Source organism: Halodesulfovibrio oceani subsp. galateae, from assembly GCF_055397225.1.
In genome coordinates this window covers 88,725-104,861 of record NZ_AP042453.1, presented here as the reverse complement: position 1 = coordinate 104,861, position 16,137 = coordinate 88,725, and the positions used below count along the sequence as shown (strand labels likewise).

Below are 16,137 nucleotides of genomic sequence, written 5' to 3'. Positions count from 1 at the left end.
CTATTTTACAACTACAGTCATCGAGCGGGGCATGTGCTCGAATGTTGAACGGGCGCCTAAATCGGCTTCGCCACAAACTTCGATATCTGTGTAGAAAAACTCACCTGTTTCAATGCCGCTATCATCTATGAATTTTGCCATGGTGGTAAAACTCTCAGAGCTTGCGGTAATAGCTGGGCAAATAACATATGTGAATGACCAGAAAATGGCGAGACCGGCAATAAACTTGGTCCATCTGTAAGCTGCGCTTGTCTTATTAATTGTCATGTTCCCATTCCTTATGCGGTGTAATTGCACCGGAGAGGGTGAAAATTTGTTTTGCTTAAAAGCGGGAGAGGCTTATTGCCTCTCCCACCAAGTATGCATTTAGATCTTAGCTGTAATCTCAGGGAATACCACGTAGAACATGAGGTATGCCATTGTGAGTGTCAGCATAAGGTTGAGTGACTGACCGCAAACGTACAGGATAAGTGGTTTGCCGCCTTTAAAGTAGCCTGCAAGTTCGCGGAAGTTGGTAGCAAGACCAATTGCTGCGAAGCTGAGGCAGAAGAACCAACCGCGGAAGATTTTAGAGAAGCCGCGGATTACACCGTGGTCAACCATTGCAAAACCTGCGTCGGAACCAAGGCTGGTGTAGATGGTTGAGAAGATAACTGAAGCGATAACAAAACCGATTACGAATTTAGGGAAGCGGTGCCAGATTTCCATCCAGCTTACTTTCTTGCCTGCTTCGCATTCAACTTTAGTGCACCAGAATACCGCTACACCAAATGCTGTTACACCGATCAGTACGTTCTGAATCATTTTAATTGTAGCAGCAACGAACATAGCTTTCTCAGAAAGGAATGCGCCAGCAGCAGCTACAGCACCAGTTGCGTCAATGGTACCACCCATCCATGCACCACCGAGAACGTGTGGCATTGCAGTAGCTTTAATAACTGCAGGCATCACGATCATCATAATGGAAGTAAACACGAGGGAAAGACCAATTGAAAGTGTAAGTTCTTCTTTTTTCGCACGACAAGCAGCAGCGGTAGCAATCGCAGCGGATGTACCACATACGGACATGTCAGCAGAAATTACCATGTTAAGAGACTTAGACGGCATCTTAATTACTTTCTGACCAAAGATAAATGTAGAGATCAGAACAACAGGGGTAACAACCCAAGCTACGAAGATACCTGGAACACCAATCGCGATAACTTTACTGAAGAGAACTTCAGCACCGAGAAGTACGAGACCGGTTTTAATAAAGTATTCAACCTGAAGAGCAGGTTTAATCCACTTAGGTGTACCGATGGTGTTTGCTATAAGCATACCGATAGCGATAGCCCAAGCAGCGTAACCGATACCGTAATGTTTCATAGTAGACTGATAGCCCATGAGGTACGCAATTACGCCGACAGCGAATACTGCGAAGAAACCTTTGAGGAATCCGCCTGCATCTTTACCCATAACTTTGATACCCGCGGCGAACAATACTGCCATAGCAAGGCAAAGTCCGAGCAGAGACGGGAACAAGTTGTAAGGCTTATGTTTAATTTTCTTTTTAGCTTTTTTGGAAGCCTGACGAGCTTTACGCCATGAAGCAATTTTAGAAATTGCTTCGTCGTTGAAAGAAGCATTTGCAAAGGAAGCCTGTGCAGCAATTTCCTGCGCAGCAAGAGCAGCCATTTTAGTAGCTTTAGTGTTAGCTGCGGCAGCATCGTACTTAGGCTTGTATTTTGCGTTCAAAGCATCAGCACCGGCCTGATCCATGTAGAAAGCGTCAAGCGGGTTGGAAGTCCATTTCTTAGGCTTGCTAGTCCAAGATTTGATGCTTTTACCAACAGAAGAGCTGGTAGCTTTAAGCTTACCTTTGCTGTCCTGAGCATCATAGTAAGCAACGGTCTTAAACGGTGCGTACTCTGCCTGCTCCTGCATTACGGAGTTTGCGGTTGCAATCTTCTTATCAAGACCTTCCGGTGCGTTACCGAAGTAGATAAAGCTACCGATGAGCAGAATAAGAGCACCAAGCCAAATCGCCCAGTAATCTTCTTTAAGCCACAGATCGGAGATACTTGATTTCCCCTCATCAACCACGATATTTTTTTCTTCAGCCATTATGCATTTCCTCCTTTGCAAGTTGGCACGACAGTCATCATAAACACCCCACGAATAAAACCCGTAGGTTTGGTAGACAACTAGCAAAGAGGATGCCATTTTTTTCACAATTAAATTATATCAATATTTCAAACGATTAGAGATCAAGCATGACAAAACACACCATTTAAACCTTAAATATGCATACCTGAGTTTACATGCTTAAAACAAATCTTTTTTACGAAACAGAAAGACAATGCTTAAATTTTAGCTAGTTACGTTATGCTAACAAAACTTTGCACCATAACATGAGTGTTTTTTCCCAAAGTATGCGTAGTTTACACTTGTACTGAAATGCACAAAAACCGACAGTGTTTCACGACAACTGATCCTTATACATAGACAGATGTATATTTTCCCACTATCAGCAAACAAGTAATCACTCACAAATACAACTTTAACCATTCGACTTTATCAGGCGGAATACAATGACTCCTAAACGTAAAATACTTTCTATCGCTCTTGCCGGCATTGTCGCAGTAGCCCTCATCGGCTCATTTATACTCATCAAAAAAAATAAAGAACTTGCAGTTGAAATGCTTGAAGATTTGAACAAACAAGATCTTGAAGTAACTTGCAGCAAAATAGATGCTGGGCTTTTATCCATTAACTATAGTGACCTTGTGATACGTGAAAAAGGTTCAACTAACACAAAACAAACTGTCACTATTAAAGACATCACCCTGTCTAAATCCCCTTCCCTTACTACGCTTCTTTCTATGGATATAAATCAGGGTAAAACGAGCTTTACCTGCACCAGCATGAAGCTCCCGCTCGTTGCTCCTTCAGCCGCAAGATATGGATCTGATTATCTGGAGCTAAACATTGCCGGCAGTTCAACTCTTGAGGGTACAAATGCAGATAGCGTTGCTACCATTCAAGTACCTGAACTTGGCAGCGTGACTTCGAACCTTTCGCTCGAATTCAGCCCAGAGTTCTATCAACTGATGGTTGAAAAGAAAGAAATTGATCAGGGAGCACTTGCACGTGGCATCGGTCTGAAATCAATCAAACTTACATTCAAAAATGATGGCGGTGTTGCCAAATTCTTAGCTGCTAATAATGTGAAAGAAGAAACAATTCCAACTATTGAAAAAGAATTAAAAAAAGTTCCTGCTGTCGATTATCAGGCAGACTTACAGAGCTTTATTTCAGGTTCTAAACAGCTTTCAGCATCATACAGCACACCGGATGGCAAAAGCATGCCGATTCAGGCTCTCTTCATGAGTCTGTTAATGCAGTCTCCATCAAGCGAAAATACAATTAAGATTACGACCTTCTAAAAAAAAGAGCTGCCAATATGGCAGCTCTTTTTTTATTCTTTATGCGTCCTACGAAAGTGAAAGCTAAAAAGATTATTTCATTTTCGGAGGATCTATTGCTTCCGGAGAGAAATTGAATTCAACTTTAGAAGCATTAATATTGTTCTTATGGAACACCTTAATAATTTTTGATCGTATCTCGTGCCCAAGCTCCCATGCAGCAGGTGGATTGTCAGCCCATGCAACTACCCAGCATTTGAAGCTTCGCTCTTCCATACCGATTACCCAAAAACGTGGATCTTCGTAATCTGCAAAATGATTACAGTTCACCACTTCACGCTTAACAAGCCGTTCCACATGATCCAGATTACAGTCATACGAGACAACAAATTCAATGTTTACCCACTGGAACAAATCCGTTTTCGTATAGTTGATCACCTTCTGTGAGAGCATCATACTGTTAGGAAAAATTACCCGCTTCCAGTTCCAAAGCTTTAGCACCGTGTGAATCGTAGTAATATCTTCGATCGTGCCGTAATGCCCGTCCACAATGACTGTGTCATTCACCCGAAAAGGCTGTGAGAAGGAAATGACTATTCCCGCGATGGTATTTTCAATAAGCGGGCGAGCCATAATACCTACAACCACACCGATGGATGCAGCAAAAATAGATATATATGTTGCCGGGATATTTCCAATATACGGAAAAATTAAAGCGATAACCCAAAGAATAATCAAGGAAAACAAAGAAATGCGGCGAATAATGGTGAAACGATTTTCAATCGATTCCAGCGCCTTCTTACGTGCCCGCCTGTTGGGACGGTCTTGAGGTGAGTCTGTGTTTTTTGCTAAAAACTTGTCCTGAGCAGAAATTCGCTGCTGCCGCTGTGACTCAGTATTATCAATTTTCTTTTTTGCCCACAAAAGGGTTAGCACTCCGAAAAGTGCTGTCAACATTGTCGCTAAGGGGAGCCCCTGTAAATATAAGAGTATCTCTTTAACCATAAGATCATATTAGCGTTACAGAACAACATGCGCAACTTCTTTCCTTGTAGTACATAGCCATTGACCTCTTAGCCACTCTCCACTATTTTTCATTACATATGCGACGCAATATTTTAGTAGTAGATAAAGACAACGGCTCCCTTGCAGCTCTTCCAGAAATTCTGAAAGTTGCAGGCTATGACGTGATTCATGTTCATAACCACCATGAAACACGTGCAACTCTTGCAAAAGATCACTTTGCGGTAGTCATTGCCGGATTGGAAGATCACCACGCACAAAAACAAAACTTGCTGAAATCCATCAAAGTAAACACGCCCGAAACAGAAGTCATTCTGGTTTCCCGTTCCGCACGTGTTGATGCAGCAGTGCGTGCAATGCAAATGGGTGCGTTCCACTTTTTATCCCTGCCGGAAAATCCAGCTGACCTTCTAGTTATCATCGAGAAGGCAATGGAAAAAAGCCTCCTGCAATCAGAAGTAAACGAACTTCGTCAGATTCTGAAAAAACAGCAGACAATGCCGACACTCATCGGCAAAAGTGCTCCTATGCAGGAGCTTAAAAAAGAGATTGCCCGCATCGCTCCACTCGACTGTACTGTCCTTATCCAAGGAGAAACCGGTACAGGTAAAGAGATGGTCGCAAAAATGATCCATAAGCTTAGCTCACGCGGTCAAAAGCGCTTTTATGCCATCAACGCCGGTGTGTTTAGTGCAGAACTGCTTGCTAACGAACTTTTCGGGCACGAAAAAGGTGCCTTCACCGGCGCGCAATCTACCAAAGAAGGCATATTCGAAGCTGCAAACAACGGCACGCTTCTTCTTGATGAGATTGGTGAGATGCCTTTTAATATGCAGGTTCAGCTTTTGCGTGTTCTTCAAGAACGCACAATCACCCGAGTTGGTGGAACATCAGACATATCTATTAACGTTCGGGTTATCGCTGCAACGCACCGTGATCTCGAAAAATTGGTGGAAACAGACCGATTCAGACAGGATCTCTTCTACCGCCTGAACGTCTTTACCCTGCGCCTTCCAGCACTGCGCGAACGCCCTGACGATATTCCGCTGTTCTGCAACTTCTTCATGGAAAAATACTGCACAACTTTCGGTAAAGAAGTCACAGGACTTTCAGAAGATGCCATGCTCGCACTCATGCGTCACTCCTATCCAGGAAACGTACGGGAGCTGGAAAACATCATTGAGCGCGCAGTTGTGCTTTGCGACAGCGGAACGATTCATTTAAATCACCTTCCTCAAGAATTTTCTACAGGCAGTAAAAAACGTAGAAAAGCTCACATCGGCAATACCCAGAGAACCCTTGCAGACGTTGAACAAGAGCACATTACACAGGTGCTGAACAGCGTCGAAGGTAACAAGGCAACAGCGGCTAAAATTCTTGGAATTGACCGCGCAACACTCTGGCGTAAATTAAAAAAGTATTCTTTGTAAAATCAATCAATTACTTTCTTATCCTGCCCGTTGCACTTTGCAACACGTTGCATTATGCAACAAACACCCGCATTCCCCTAAATGACAGTGGTTTTCAATTCACTAAATTCAAAGCGTTGCATAGTGCAACGCTTTTATTTTTTAACTATTCTATTATCAAATATTTTAAACACTGTTAATTCAAATGTTTATAGATTTGATTCGTTTTGGCACGGCATTTGGATATAGTAAAGTGAACAGTAACTAGGCTCAGTTGGACCTCCTCCAATTTGTCTATACAGAAACGTAAATCGTCGGCAACCGAGATACGTTGATCCACACATAGTGCTCCTCTCACTAAGTTTCAGTGTCGCACGGAGGACCCACCTCCTCTTCCACCACCATCCATCATTCGGCACTGGAACAGAAAAGGCTTCATGACGTCAGCGCGTCATGGAGCCTTTTTTGATTTCCAAATACGATTTATGCGTATATAACCGTGCCACCACAACACTTTTCCCATTCCCTGTAGAATCTTGTGCCCATAGCGCGCACAAGACAAACTGGAGGCTTCATGTTTTCTGCTGCTACTTATGTTGAGCGACGAAAAACCCTTTGCGCTCGTCTTACAGAGCGTGGTGAAAAAGGCCTGATACTGTTCCCGGGACACTCAGCTTCCCCAATGAACTACACAGACAACGCGTATCCTTTCCGTCAGGATTCTTCTTTCCTCTATTTTTTCGGGCATGATCATGAAGGACTCACCGGTGTCATAGACCTTGATGCCGGAGAATCATGGTACTTTGATCAGGGCTTCTCCATGGACGACATCATATGGTCCGGTGCTCAAGCAACTCCAGAAGAGCTTGCAGCCCGCTGCGGAGCGGAAAAGTTCGGTGCAGAAAATACGCTCAGCCATATGGTTACTGACGCGAAAAAGAAACAACGTACTATTCACATTCTACCAGTATACCGTTCAGATACGCGAATGCGACTTGTTCAGCTCTTTGACTGTGGCGTGATGGAAGTTAATTCTTTCATATCCACCCCGCTTATTGAAGAAGTTGTGGCGCTTCGTTCCATCAAGTCCATTGAAGAAGTAATGGAAATAGAGCAGGCACTGGAAACTTCATACGCAATGTACGCAAATGCACTTTCTGCTGCGCGTCCCGGAGCTTCTGAGCGTCAGATAGCCTCTCTCCTTCACTCCACACTTGCACTTGCAGGCTCTTCAGCGTCCTTCACTCCAATATGCACCGGACGCGGACAAATTCTTCATAACCACGAATACAGTCATATGCTCCATTCCGGTGATCTGTTGCTGATCGATTCTGGTGCCGAGTCTCCAAATCATTATGCATCAGACATCACAAGAACTTTCCCTGTAGCCGGAACATTTACCGAGCAACAGCGCTCAGTATACTCCATAGTGCTTGCAGCACAGGAAGCAGCTATTTCCAAGTGTGCACCTGATGTACCATTCATCGATTGTCACCTCACCGCCGCCACAACAATCGCATCCGGCCTGCGTGATCTAGGAATCCTCAAAGGAAGCGTTGAAGACATTGTAGATGCAGGCGCTCATGCACTCTTCTTCCCGCATGGTCTCGGACACATGCTTGGACTGGACGTACACGACATGGAAGGACTCGGGGAAGACTTTGTCGGCTACGACGAAACCATCACCCGCTCCGAACAATTCGGACTGCGCGGTCTACGTCTTGCGCGTAAACTTCAACGTGGATTTGTTGTGACAGTCGAACCAGGTTGCTACTTTATTCCAGCGCTCATGGATCAATGGGAAGCCGAAGGCACCTGCAAAGGTTTCATCAATTTTGAAACTGCAAGACAATTCAGCGAATTCGGCGGGATTCGTATCGAAGACGATATTTATATCTCCCGTGACGGTCACCGAGTACTCGGACAGCAGATTCCTAAAACAATAGCAGGAATTGAAGGCAGAATGCACGCCTGTTCACAGCGGACATACTAAAGCAGACTTCGACTATCATAGTCGCACACACAAAACATGCGCTAAACTCTTCTCCAAATAACAATAGGATTGCGTCAGCATGCTGACCCGTCGATACCTTTAGGAGAATACTGCATGAGTAAGTCTGACAAAGATGCCCGTCGTCAAAAGGTCATTGAAGTATTGAATAAAGCGCGGAGTATGGAACTGCACGCCATCACCCAATACATGAACCAGCATTACGGGTTGGATGACATGGATTACGGAGAACTGGCAAAACAAGTTAAGCTGATTGCGCTTGATGAAATGCGACATGCAGAAATGTTTGCAGAACGCATAAAAGAACTCGGCGGTGAGCCTACAGCAGAGCTATGCTGCCCAGTAGAACGCAAGCAGGCCGTGGAACGTATCTTCCCGTATGATGCAAATCAGGAAGATGACACCATAGAGCAATACAACCAGTTCCTTATGGTCTGTAGAGAAAACGGCGACAGCGGGAGCCAAAAGATATTTGAGACCATCATCGAAGAAGAACAAATGCATTACAACTACTTCGATTCTATCTCAAGCCACATCCAAAAGCTCGGCGACGTGTTCCTAAGCAAAATTGCCGGTACGCCTGCCTCGACAGGACTGGTTGACCAAGGTTTTGCTGTCGGCGGTGGCGAATAGCTTTTTTAGCCTTCGACGACGCTTAGATTGGGTGCCTTTGGCAAGTCTGCGACGCTTTCTTGTCTACGACGTTTGCCTCCGGCGGCTTAAGAACCTCTTGCAAGAGGTTCTTAAGAATCTCCAGAAACCTTTATTATGCGATGAACGCCCGTTGATAGATTTCTCACGCGGCTTTATCCCACTACCTTTCATACAATAAATAAGGGCTGTTCTACATTACGTAGAACAGCCCTTTTTCATATCATTGTGGAAAGTTAGCGGACATCGCGGCTTCCAACATTATAGAAACGTGGTATGCATCGCGTATAATCGGGGTCAAGGGGCAAGCCCCTTGCGGGTGCAGGGCTGCGCCCTTGCCCGTCGGAGACCCGCCGGAGGCAAATCTTTCGTCGAAGACAACCTGTTACGACATCTCAAAAACTGGCTAGCGACTCTCAATCACAGCATAAGCGCTGTGGTTGTGAATAGACTCAAAGCTTTCAACTTCAACTCTGTACCAGTCAATTTTTTCATGTTCGCTGAGTTGTTTTGCAACAGCACGCACAACGTCTTCCACGAAAGTCGGGTTGGCGAAGGCATCTTCTGTCACAAATTTTTCATCTTCACGCTTGAGCAGTGAATAAACCGGTGAAGAACCTGAGTTATTCGCGATTTCGATAAATTCTTCAATCCACGCAAACCCGTTCATGCTAATCTGGAGACGAATTTCCGCACGCTGACTATGCGCGCCTTCATCTGAGATTGCTTTGGAGCATGGACACACTGTCATAACCGGCACGCATACTTCGAGCATACAGCTCATTTCGTTTTCTTCCAGTGCGCCTGTAAGAGTCACTTCGTAATCCATACGACTCTTACGTTTGGTTGCCGGTGAAGCCAGTGTCATAAAATATGGGAACGTAAAAGAGATAAATGCATTGCGCGCAGTAAGACGTTCCTGAATATGCGCGAGCAAGTCTTTGAGACTATTATAGTCCAGTTTTTCGCCGAAGCCTTCTAATGCTTCTACGAAACGGCTCATGTGTGTGCCTTTGAAAGCTGCTGGTAGATCAACCCCAACTTCCACTTGTGCTACGGTATGCTGTGCCTCGTTTTCACGATCACGCACAGAAAGAGGAATCCGTAAATTTTTCACACCTACACTATCGATAGGAATTGCCACTTCAGATGAGCTCATCTGGATGTCTTGTAGCTGCTTAGGCAATGTCTTGTCCTGTTGTAGTTAAGTTTAATTTACCGTGCTTAACTCCCTTAGTGGAAGTAAGCCGTTGAGCTAATGCACGAATCTTAGCCCCGCTTCCTTTAAGAACAAGAACTTCCAGACAATTGTCATGATCAAGGTGCACATGCATTGAGGTAATAATCATGTCATGCGCATCATGCTGAATTTCTGTAAGACGCTGTGCCAGATCGCTTTTATGATGATCGTACACAAGCGTAAGTGTTCCTGCTAATTCTTTATCGTCCTGTTCCCATTCCTGCTGCACGAGAGTATTACGAATCAAATCGCGAATCGCTTCAGAACGGGTCTGATAACAGCGCTCTTCACATAGATCGTCAAACTTTTCTAACAGTTCAGAATCGAGGGATACGCCGAAGCGGATTGTACGTCCCATATATCCTCCAGATATCCAAAAATTCTAGCGGGACAGTTCCCAAAGATTAACAGTAACTTTCGATGGCTGCTCGTAGATTGCCGACGTCTTTTCAGTAAGCAACTTGCGGGATTTCCATCCCCTTTTATCAAGCTGCGCTTTAAATTCCTTGTACACGTTTCTATTGGGTTCTGCCACCCATGCACGGCCACCCGGCACAAGGCAATGATCCAAAAATTCGAGTACCGGCTCTACAAAACGAGTTTCGTACATAATGTCGCCGCCCCACATTACGTCCACCGACTGCGGACGAACTGCAGGAAAACGCCAGTCCATTAACGTCCACACTGGCTGCGGAACATTATTCAGTGCTGCATTCTTTCTGGCAAAACGCAGTGCTTCAAATTCATAATCCATGGCGATAACCTGTGCACCCAGCCATGATGCAACAATCGCAGTTAAACCAAGGCCGCAGCCGATATCCAGACAACATTTACCTGCAATTTCATCTTTATGTGCAAACAAATGCTCGCCAAGAACCAAACTGGAAGGCCATAGCTCTACCCAGTATGGTAAGCGTTCGTCGTCGTCGAGATCATCTTCCACCATGGATTCCCACAGTGTTTCAAGATCAGCGGCTCTATCCAGCGTCCAAGTTCTTCCGCAGAGCGGAACTTCGAGGCGCGGTGTATATTCAGAAAGTTGAGTCATTAATCGAAACTACCATTGAGTTTTGCAGAAAAACGTTCAATAGCGCACCTTGTTTCATCCGTCTACAAAGACAACTGCTCCAAAATGCGGATATATGCAATTTTAGCCAACCTAGTCACACTTGTGACCTTTTCATATCCCAGCTACTATACGTTTCAGGCCATTATACGATAAAAGACCGCACAACACTCACTGCATGTTTTTACTCATGCAACGAATAGTAGGATATATATGCAACCATCGCCACTTACAGGATTACACAGACAAGTTTGGATTGCGTTACTTGCAGCACTGATAGCTGTAGGGGCACTTATTCAAATTCCAATTGGACCGGTACCGGTAACCTTGCAGACATTTTTTATTGTTCTGGCAGGTTTTATTCTTGGACCAGTCAGCGGCGCAGCAGCTGTGCTGCTCTATATTCTTGCAGGCGCCATCGGGCTTCCAATCTTTGCTGGTGGCAAAGCAGGGTTTGCAATTCTGTTCGGCCCTACCGGCGGCTACCTTCTAGGCTTTGTGGGCACAGCCTACATTGCAGGACTGGGAAAGCATAGCAAAAACAACATCATGCCTCTCGTTTGGGGACTACTCGGACTGGCATGCGTCTATCTTGTTGGTTTCCTGAGATTAAAATTTGCTCTGGATATTTCTTTTGCCAAAGCTGCTGCCATAGGCATCGCACCATTCATATGGGGTGACCTTGTTAAAGTTGCTGCCGCAGTAATCGGACTCCGCTTCTTGCGTAAACAAGGATTACTGCCAGAATGATCACAGCAGAAAACCTTACGTTTACTTACCGCGGAAATCCAGCGCCCGCACTCAACGATCTTTCCTTTACTATCCCTAAAGGAGAGCTTGTTTGTCTGTGCGGCACAAACGGAAGCGGTAAATCGACACTCTTTTCCCTGCTGGCAGGTCTTCAAACTCCGTCTACCGGAGAACTCAGCGTTGGAGCCATCAGCGCAAGAGGAAACGAGCAACAGCTGAGGAAACAAAGTGCACTCGTTTTGCAAGATGCTGATTTGCAGATTATCGGAGCAACAGTCGCAGAAGATATGATGCTGGCGTTTCCCGCAAACGATACTGAAGCAGAAACAACCTGCCGCGCTATGGCTGAACGTTTCTCACTGCTTGATCATTGGGACTCTCCCGTCCATGCGCTTTCTTACGGACAAAAGAGAAAGCTCTGCCTTGCCGTATCCTTGCTTTCAACTCCATCAATTTTACTCTTGGACGAGCCGTTCTCAGGACTGGATTATCCAGCCATGCTTGAAATGCGCTCCATTATGAAAGCCAACAAAGAACTGGGGCTCACCCAGATAGTTTCCGTGCATGACCTTGAACCTGTCATCGACCTTGCAGACTCTATGGTCGTCCTGCATCTCGGAGAACTCAAAGGAACCGGTGCCCCCGAACATCTTTTAGGATCACTGCTGGAATACGGCATCCGTCCTCCATACTCATGGCTTCGCAAACACACTATTTCTCCTTGGGGATAACGGAGCATAGCCTCTGACGATCAAAAGAGGACTCTGATTTTTAACTCTTATTCATAAAGAGCATAAAGCAATCCTGACTTCCTTATCCATTTGAGCTAGTCATAACTACGAGAAATAGCTGAAGACTCTCCCCTCACGTTCTTTTACAGTATCCATTCATTGCCACCACACACAGCACATATTCGGTAGGCGTGAACAGTAAAAGGACAAAGCACGATAATTAGCACAGAGGGAAGGATGCGACACTATGAAAAATCGGAACCAATGCCAAAGTGAAGGCTCCCCAAAGAAGGGATACGGACCTACGAGTTTTTGGATTCAGTCACCCGAAGCGGTATTTGACCACCTGCCTATTCACGAAGGTATGACTTTTCTTGATGCAGGCTGCGGTGCAGGAGAATATTCACTGCATGCAGCACGGCTTTTAGGAGACCAAGGACATGTCATCGCATTAGACTCTGTAAGGCTCTCCGTTGAGACGTTGGCAAACTACCCCCGCGAAAAGGGAATGGCCAACATAACAGGGCACACATGCGACATAACAAAGTCATTACCTCTTGATGCGCAAAGTGTAGACCTTATCCTGCTGAGCACTGTACTTCACATCAAAGCCGTACGGGATAATGCTCAAAATATGTTTAATGAATTTAGAAAAGTGTTGCGACCGGACGGCATGTTGGCAGTGCTTGAATGCAAAAAAGAAGAAGCGAATTTCGGTCCGCCTCTGCATTCACGCTTATCTGCTGATGATGTAGAGGCATTAGCAGCTCCATGCGGCTTCAAAAAAGAATCCGAACTGCTCCTGACGCATACTTACGTGGCGTGCTTTCGACCATTGTAGTTACAGAGAATTATCCTGACAGAACGTTAAAAAAGGGCTGCTGTACATATTGTACAGCAGCCCTTTTTTTAAAACGAATTATGACATCCTAACCAGAAAGAATCTCATCGGAGACGTGCATCCGCACGCTACGAATCTCTCTATCCGCTAAAATGAATCTTCGAAAATTGCGATAACTTCAGCTTCGGAAGTTTCCACAGGGGTGCACGTAAAGAGTACGCCCATAGTTTCCATGGCATTCTTTGCCATCTTCGCACAATCTTCTTTCTTTACTCCGTAATCAGCCAAGGACAGATTGCCCATGCCGATTTTTTTAATAAGCGCATCAAGTGCATCAATAAAAGCATAAGGACGTTTTTCTTCAGGCAATGCGTCAACATCAACATCCATAAAATATGCGAGATCAATCATACGTTCGGGCATATGTGGGGTGAGATGTTTGAAGTACGCTCTAGAAAGCATGAGCAAACCAGCACCATGCGGAACTGCCGGATAGTATGCAGAAAGAGCATGCTCCATAGAATGCAAAGACATGCAAGATGACAGAGACTGACATACGCCTGCAGCGGTAGATGCCCATGAAACCATTGTTCTTGCTTCAATATTCTGCCCTTCTTCCACAATTTCAGGGAGGAAGGTATTAAGAAGCTGTACAGCCTGCTGAGAAAGTAGGTCACTTGTTGGCTGACGCTGTGCGGAAAGATATGTTTCTACTGAATGGAAAAATGCATCCATTCCGGTAAATGCTGTTACTTTTGGTGGAACAGTAAGCGTAAACCAAGGATCAATGATGGACAGGGTCGGGTATGTTGAATCATTACCCCAGCCAATTTTTTCATTAGTTGCGCTGTTGGTGATAACAGTCCAAGGATCAGCTTCTGTACCAGTACCTGCTGTGGTTGGAATAGCTACGATTGGCAACGCAGGATTTGCAGGAGTCTTTTTACCGCCGGTACCAGCCTGCATGTAGTCCCAGTAATTGCCTTCGTTATTTGCCATGAGTGCAATAGATTTTGCAGAGTCAATGGAGCTACCGCCACCAAGACCTATCACGAAATCACATTCATGCTGACGTGCTAATGCTGCACCTTCAGTAACATGGTCAAGAATCGGATTTTCCTGAATCTTGTTGTACACCACGCTCTCAATATCGTTATGGCTCAGCATATTCTGCACAAATGTCAGATAACTGTGGCGAATCATAGACCCACCGGAGCTGATTACAATGAAAGCTTTTTTACCCGGAACATTTGCCGGATCAGAAAGCTCTTTCAATTTACCGCTACCGAAAATCAATTTGGTCGGCATGTGGAACATAAAGTCGATCATATTCTAACTCCTTGCAGTGTTGCGCGTGTTTGCAAATATTTTTCAACGACAATCTTTGTCGCCTATTTTTTTTACTATGCACCACGTGCAACACTCTAGTCTTGCACGTAATACCGATCATCACCTAAATAAATTTCTAGAACCTGCATTCTTACTCATACCTAAACGGGTCAAGGGGGATCCCCCTGGTGGATGCAAGGCAAAGCCTGCCCGCCGGAGGCAGCAAGCTCTGCTCAAAAAGTCACTAAAAATTAAAAAGCGATGGAAACATTTCCCATCGCTTAGTCATATTATTTAGCTTCAAGGAAAGCAGAAAATGCTTTCACGGTCGCATATAAATCAGCTTTACTTGCCAGTTCGAATGGGCTGTGCATTGCCAACAGCCCCGGCCCGAAATCGACAATGTTCATACCGTACATGGCAAGATACATAGCAACGGTACCACCGCCACCATGGTCAACTTTACCAAGTTCAGCCATCTGCCAAGGCACACCGGCTGTGTTCATTACGCCGCGCAACCAGCCAAGATATTCCGGATGCGCATCGTTTGCTTCATACTTACCACGGTGTCCGGTAAACTTGCAGAAACATGGGCCATAGCCCAATGTTGCTGAGTTCAACTTCTCATGCACTTCCTGATAATCAGGGTCTAAGGCGCCGTGTACATCAGAAGAAAGCGCACGGGTCGCAAGCATTACCTGACGAAAACGAACCTTTGGTTCCCATGCTTCAATAAGATCTTCAATGCAGTATTCTAAGAAACGAGACTTGGCACCAGTGGAGCCTTCTGAACCAATTTCTTCTTTATCCCACAGGACAATAACCTGTGTGTAATCAGAAGCTTCTGTTTCAAGCATCGCTTCGATCGCAGTAAAGCAGCAAATACGATCATCCTGACCATAGCCGCCGATGATTGCTTCATCCAGACCCACCATACGTGCAGGGCCAGCCGGAACGGCTTGCAATTCAGAAGAGTACAAATCTTCTTCATTAATACCGTATTTCTCATGCAGGATATTAAGAACACGCTGTTTAATTTTATCTTTCGGCGCATCTTTGCTTTCTTCGTCTTCTACTTCTACAGGACGGTGCGCAAGAATGATGTTCATTTTTTCAGCATCAAAAGCTTCAGCAAGAACCTTCTTGGACTGATCTTGAGCAAGGTGCGGAAGAAGGTCAGCAATGGTGAATACAGGATCAGAGGCATCTTCACCGATATTCACAATAACTTTTTCACCATTTTCTTTCACAACAACACCGTGCAGTGCGAGAGGACGGGAAAGCCACTGGTACTTACGAATGCCACCATAATAGTGAGTTTTTGCCTGAGCTACACCGCAAGTTTCATACAGTGGATGCTGTTTAAAATCGATACGCGGGGTATCTGCATGAGCACCCACAAGGTGCATACCTTCAGCCAAAGATTTGTTACCCCTGCGAGCCACAAACAATGTTTTATCCTGAAGAATTGTGTAGTACTTTCTAGAAAAGACATCAGTTGAAAATCCTGCATCTTCAAGGCGCTTCACAGCATATGCAATGGTTTCACGCTCAGTTTTGCAGGTGGAAAGAAATTCGACATAACGTGCTGCAAGGGAATCCATTGCGGCAATATCGCTGTCACTATTGTAAACTTCCCAGCAGCTTTTTGGCTCGTGGGTTAATTTAGTAGAGCTCATATA

15 protein-coding genes are annotated in these 16,137 nt (G+C 45.1%); 7 read left to right on the top strand and 8 right to left on the bottom strand.

Annotated elements, in window-relative coordinates; genetic code table 11:
- Together ACZ5V1_RS00440 and ACZ5V1_RS00435 are read right to left on the bottom strand one after the other, a co-directional pair.
- Nucleotides 1-267 (bottom strand): hypothetical protein, encoded by a 267-nt coding sequence (locus tag ACZ5V1_RS00440; RefSeq protein WP_464390103.1) that lies wholly within the window; start codon nucleotides 265-267, stop codon nucleotides 1-3.
- Nucleotides 268-366: 99 nt separating this feature from the next.
- Nucleotides 367-2,103, bottom strand: a complete 1,737-nt coding sequence (locus tag ACZ5V1_RS00435) for a YeiH family protein (RefSeq protein WP_464390102.1) — start codon at nucleotides 2,101-2,103, stop codon at nucleotides 367-369.
- A gap of 467 nt (nucleotides 2,104-2,570) precedes the next feature.
- On the opposite strand from ACZ5V1_RS00435, the gene ACZ5V1_RS00430 reads away from it, so the two are divergent.
- Complete coding sequence (locus tag ACZ5V1_RS00430) at nucleotides 2,571-3,425, top strand: hypothetical protein (RefSeq protein ID WP_464390101.1); 855 nt, start codon at nucleotides 2,571-2,573, stop codon at nucleotides 3,423-3,425.
- A gap of 72 nt (nucleotides 3,426-3,497) precedes the next feature.
- Here the strand turns inward: ACZ5V1_RS00430 and ACZ5V1_RS00425 are convergent, their stop codons facing one another.
- On the bottom strand, nucleotides 3,498-4,361 hold the full coding sequence (locus ACZ5V1_RS00425; protein WP_464390100.1) for a mechanosensitive ion channel family protein: 864 nt from the start codon (nucleotides 4,359-4,361) through the stop codon (nucleotides 3,498-3,500).
- A gap of 146 nt (nucleotides 4,362-4,507) precedes the next feature.
- Between ACZ5V1_RS00425 and ACZ5V1_RS00420 the strand changes: the two genes are divergently transcribed.
- The 3 genes from ACZ5V1_RS00420 to ACZ5V1_RS00410 all read left to right on the top strand — a co-directional run bounded on the left by ACZ5V1_RS00420 (nucleotide 4,508) and on the right by ACZ5V1_RS00410 (nucleotide 8,480).
- The gene (locus ACZ5V1_RS00420) at nucleotides 4,508-5,857 is read left to right on the top strand and encodes a sigma-54-dependent transcriptional regulator (protein WP_464390099.1); all 1,350 of its coding nucleotides are present in this window, start codon (nucleotides 4,508-4,510) and stop codon (nucleotides 5,855-5,857) included.
- 553 nt (nucleotides 5,858-6,410) lie between these two features.
- Complete coding sequence (locus ACZ5V1_RS00415; RefSeq protein WP_464390098.1) at nucleotides 6,411-7,829, top strand: aminopeptidase P family protein; 1,419 nt, start codon at nucleotides 6,411-6,413, stop codon at nucleotides 7,827-7,829.
- A 114-nt stretch (nucleotides 7,830-7,943) separates the two neighbouring features.
- Nucleotides 7,944-8,480, top strand: coding sequence for a ferritin-like domain-containing protein (locus ACZ5V1_RS00410; protein WP_464390097.1), 537 nt, complete (start codon nucleotides 7,944-7,946; stop codon nucleotides 8,478-8,480).
- Between the two features lie 424 nt (nucleotides 8,481-8,904).
- On the opposite strand, the gene folE2 is transcribed toward ACZ5V1_RS00410, so the two are convergent.
- Genes folE2 through ACZ5V1_RS00395 form a run of 3 tightly spaced genes read right to left on the bottom strand, consistent with a single transcriptional unit; the run spans nucleotide 8,905 to nucleotide 10,786 of the window.
- Nucleotides 8,905-9,657 (bottom strand): GTP cyclohydrolase FolE2, encoded by a 753-nt coding sequence (folE2, locus tag ACZ5V1_RS00405; RefSeq protein WP_254060466.1) that lies wholly within the window; start codon nucleotides 9,655-9,657, stop codon nucleotides 8,905-8,907.
- A 19-nt stretch (nucleotides 9,658-9,676) separates the two neighbouring features.
- Nucleotides 9,677-10,096: a nickel-responsive transcriptional regulator NikR gene (gene nikR, locus ACZ5V1_RS00400; protein ID WP_160715420.1), complete on the bottom strand. Its 420-nt coding sequence runs from the start codon at nucleotides 10,094-10,096 to the stop codon at nucleotides 9,677-9,679.
- A gap of 24 nt (nucleotides 10,097-10,120) precedes the next feature.
- Nucleotides 10,121-10,786, bottom strand: coding sequence for a class I SAM-dependent methyltransferase (locus tag ACZ5V1_RS00395; protein WP_464390096.1), 666 nt, complete (start codon nucleotides 10,784-10,786; stop codon nucleotides 10,121-10,123).
- A gap of 231 nt (nucleotides 10,787-11,017) precedes the next feature.
- Here ACZ5V1_RS00395 and ACZ5V1_RS00390 point away from each other — a divergent pair, with 231 nt between their 5' ends.
- The 3 genes from ACZ5V1_RS00390 to ACZ5V1_RS00380 all read left to right on the top strand — a co-directional run bounded on the left by ACZ5V1_RS00390 (nucleotide 11,018) and on the right by ACZ5V1_RS00380 (nucleotide 13,126).
- Nucleotides 11,018-11,554, top strand: coding sequence for a biotin transporter BioY (locus ACZ5V1_RS00390; RefSeq protein WP_464390095.1), 537 nt, complete (start codon nucleotides 11,018-11,020; stop codon nucleotides 11,552-11,554).
- On the top strand, nucleotides 11,551-12,285 hold the full coding sequence (locus ACZ5V1_RS00385; protein WP_464390094.1) for an energy-coupling factor ABC transporter ATP-binding protein: 735 nt from the start codon (nucleotides 11,551-11,553) through the stop codon (nucleotides 12,283-12,285). Before ACZ5V1_RS00390 ends, ACZ5V1_RS00385 begins: the two co-directional genes overlap by 4 nt.
- A 247-nt stretch (nucleotides 12,286-12,532) precedes the next feature.
- Nucleotides 12,533-13,126 (top strand): class I SAM-dependent methyltransferase, encoded by a 594-nt coding sequence (locus tag ACZ5V1_RS00380; protein ID WP_464390093.1) that lies wholly within the window; start codon nucleotides 12,533-12,535, stop codon nucleotides 13,124-13,126.
- 147 nt (nucleotides 13,127-13,273) lie between these two features.
- Here ACZ5V1_RS00380 and ACZ5V1_RS00375 read toward each other — a convergent pair whose 3' ends face one another.
- Complete coding sequence (locus ACZ5V1_RS00375) at nucleotides 13,274-14,455, bottom strand: iron-containing alcohol dehydrogenase (protein WP_464390092.1); 1,182 nt, start codon at nucleotides 14,453-14,455, stop codon at nucleotides 13,274-13,276.
- Between the two features lie 290 nt (nucleotides 14,456-14,745).
- Nucleotides 14,746-16,134, bottom strand: coding sequence for an aminopeptidase (locus ACZ5V1_RS00370; protein WP_464390091.1), 1,389 nt, complete (start codon nucleotides 16,132-16,134; stop codon nucleotides 14,746-14,748).
- Nucleotides 16,135-16,137 lie beyond the last annotated feature (3 nt).

What these genes read in the sequence shown, in the direction of transcription:
- ACZ5V1_RS00440 (WP_464390103.1), bottom strand. Translation starts at nt 267, where the DNA reads ATGACAATTAATAAGACAAGCGCAGCTTACAGATGGACCAAGTTTATT.
- ACZ5V1_RS00435 (WP_464390102.1), bottom strand. Translation starts at nt 2,103, where the DNA reads ATGGCTGAAGAAAAAAATATCGTGGTTGATGAGGGGAAATCAAGTATC.
- ACZ5V1_RS00430 (WP_464390101.1), top strand. Translation starts at nt 2,571, where the DNA reads ATGACTCCTAAACGTAAAATACTTTCTATCGCTCTTGCCGGCATTGTC.
- ACZ5V1_RS00425 (WP_464390100.1), bottom strand. Translation starts at nt 4,361, where the DNA reads ATGTTGACAGCACTTTTCGGAGTGCTAACCCTTTTGTGGGCAAAAAAG.
- ACZ5V1_RS00420 (WP_464390099.1), top strand. Translation starts at nt 4,508, where the DNA reads ATGCGACGCAATATTTTAGTAGTAGATAAAGACAACGGCTCCCTTGCA.
- ACZ5V1_RS00415 (WP_464390098.1), top strand. Translation starts at nt 6,411, where the DNA reads ATGTTTTCTGCTGCTACTTATGTTGAGCGACGAAAAACCCTTTGCGCT.
- ACZ5V1_RS00410 (WP_464390097.1), top strand. Translation starts at nt 7,944, where the DNA reads ATGAGTAAGTCTGACAAAGATGCCCGTCGTCAAAAGGTCATTGAAGTA.
- folE2 (WP_254060466.1), bottom strand. Translation starts at nt 9,657, where the DNA reads ATGAGCTCATCTGAAGTGGCAATTCCTATCGATAGTGTAGGTGTGAAA.
- nikR (WP_160715420.1), bottom strand. Translation starts at nt 10,096, where the DNA reads ATGGGACGTACAATCCGCTTCGGCGTATCCCTCGATTCTGAACTGTTA.
- ACZ5V1_RS00395 (WP_464390096.1), bottom strand. Translation starts at nt 10,786, where the DNA reads ATGACTCAACTTTCTGAATATACACCGCGCCTCGAAGTTCCGCTCTGC.
- ACZ5V1_RS00390 (WP_464390095.1), top strand. Translation starts at nt 11,018, where the DNA reads ATGCAACCATCGCCACTTACAGGATTACACAGACAAGTTTGGATTGCG.
- ACZ5V1_RS00385 (WP_464390094.1), top strand. Translation starts at nt 11,551, where the DNA reads ATGATCACAGCAGAAAACCTTACGTTTACTTACCGCGGAAATCCAGCG.
- ACZ5V1_RS00380 (WP_464390093.1), top strand. Translation starts at nt 12,533, where the DNA reads ATGAAAAATCGGAACCAATGCCAAAGTGAAGGCTCCCCAAAGAAGGGA.
- ACZ5V1_RS00375 (WP_464390092.1), bottom strand. Translation starts at nt 14,455, where the DNA reads ATGATCGACTTTATGTTCCACATGCCGACCAAATTGATTTTCGGTAGC.
- ACZ5V1_RS00370 (WP_464390091.1), bottom strand. Translation starts at nt 16,134, where the DNA reads ATGAGCTCTACTAAATTAACCCACGAGCCAAAAAGCTGCTGGGAAGTT.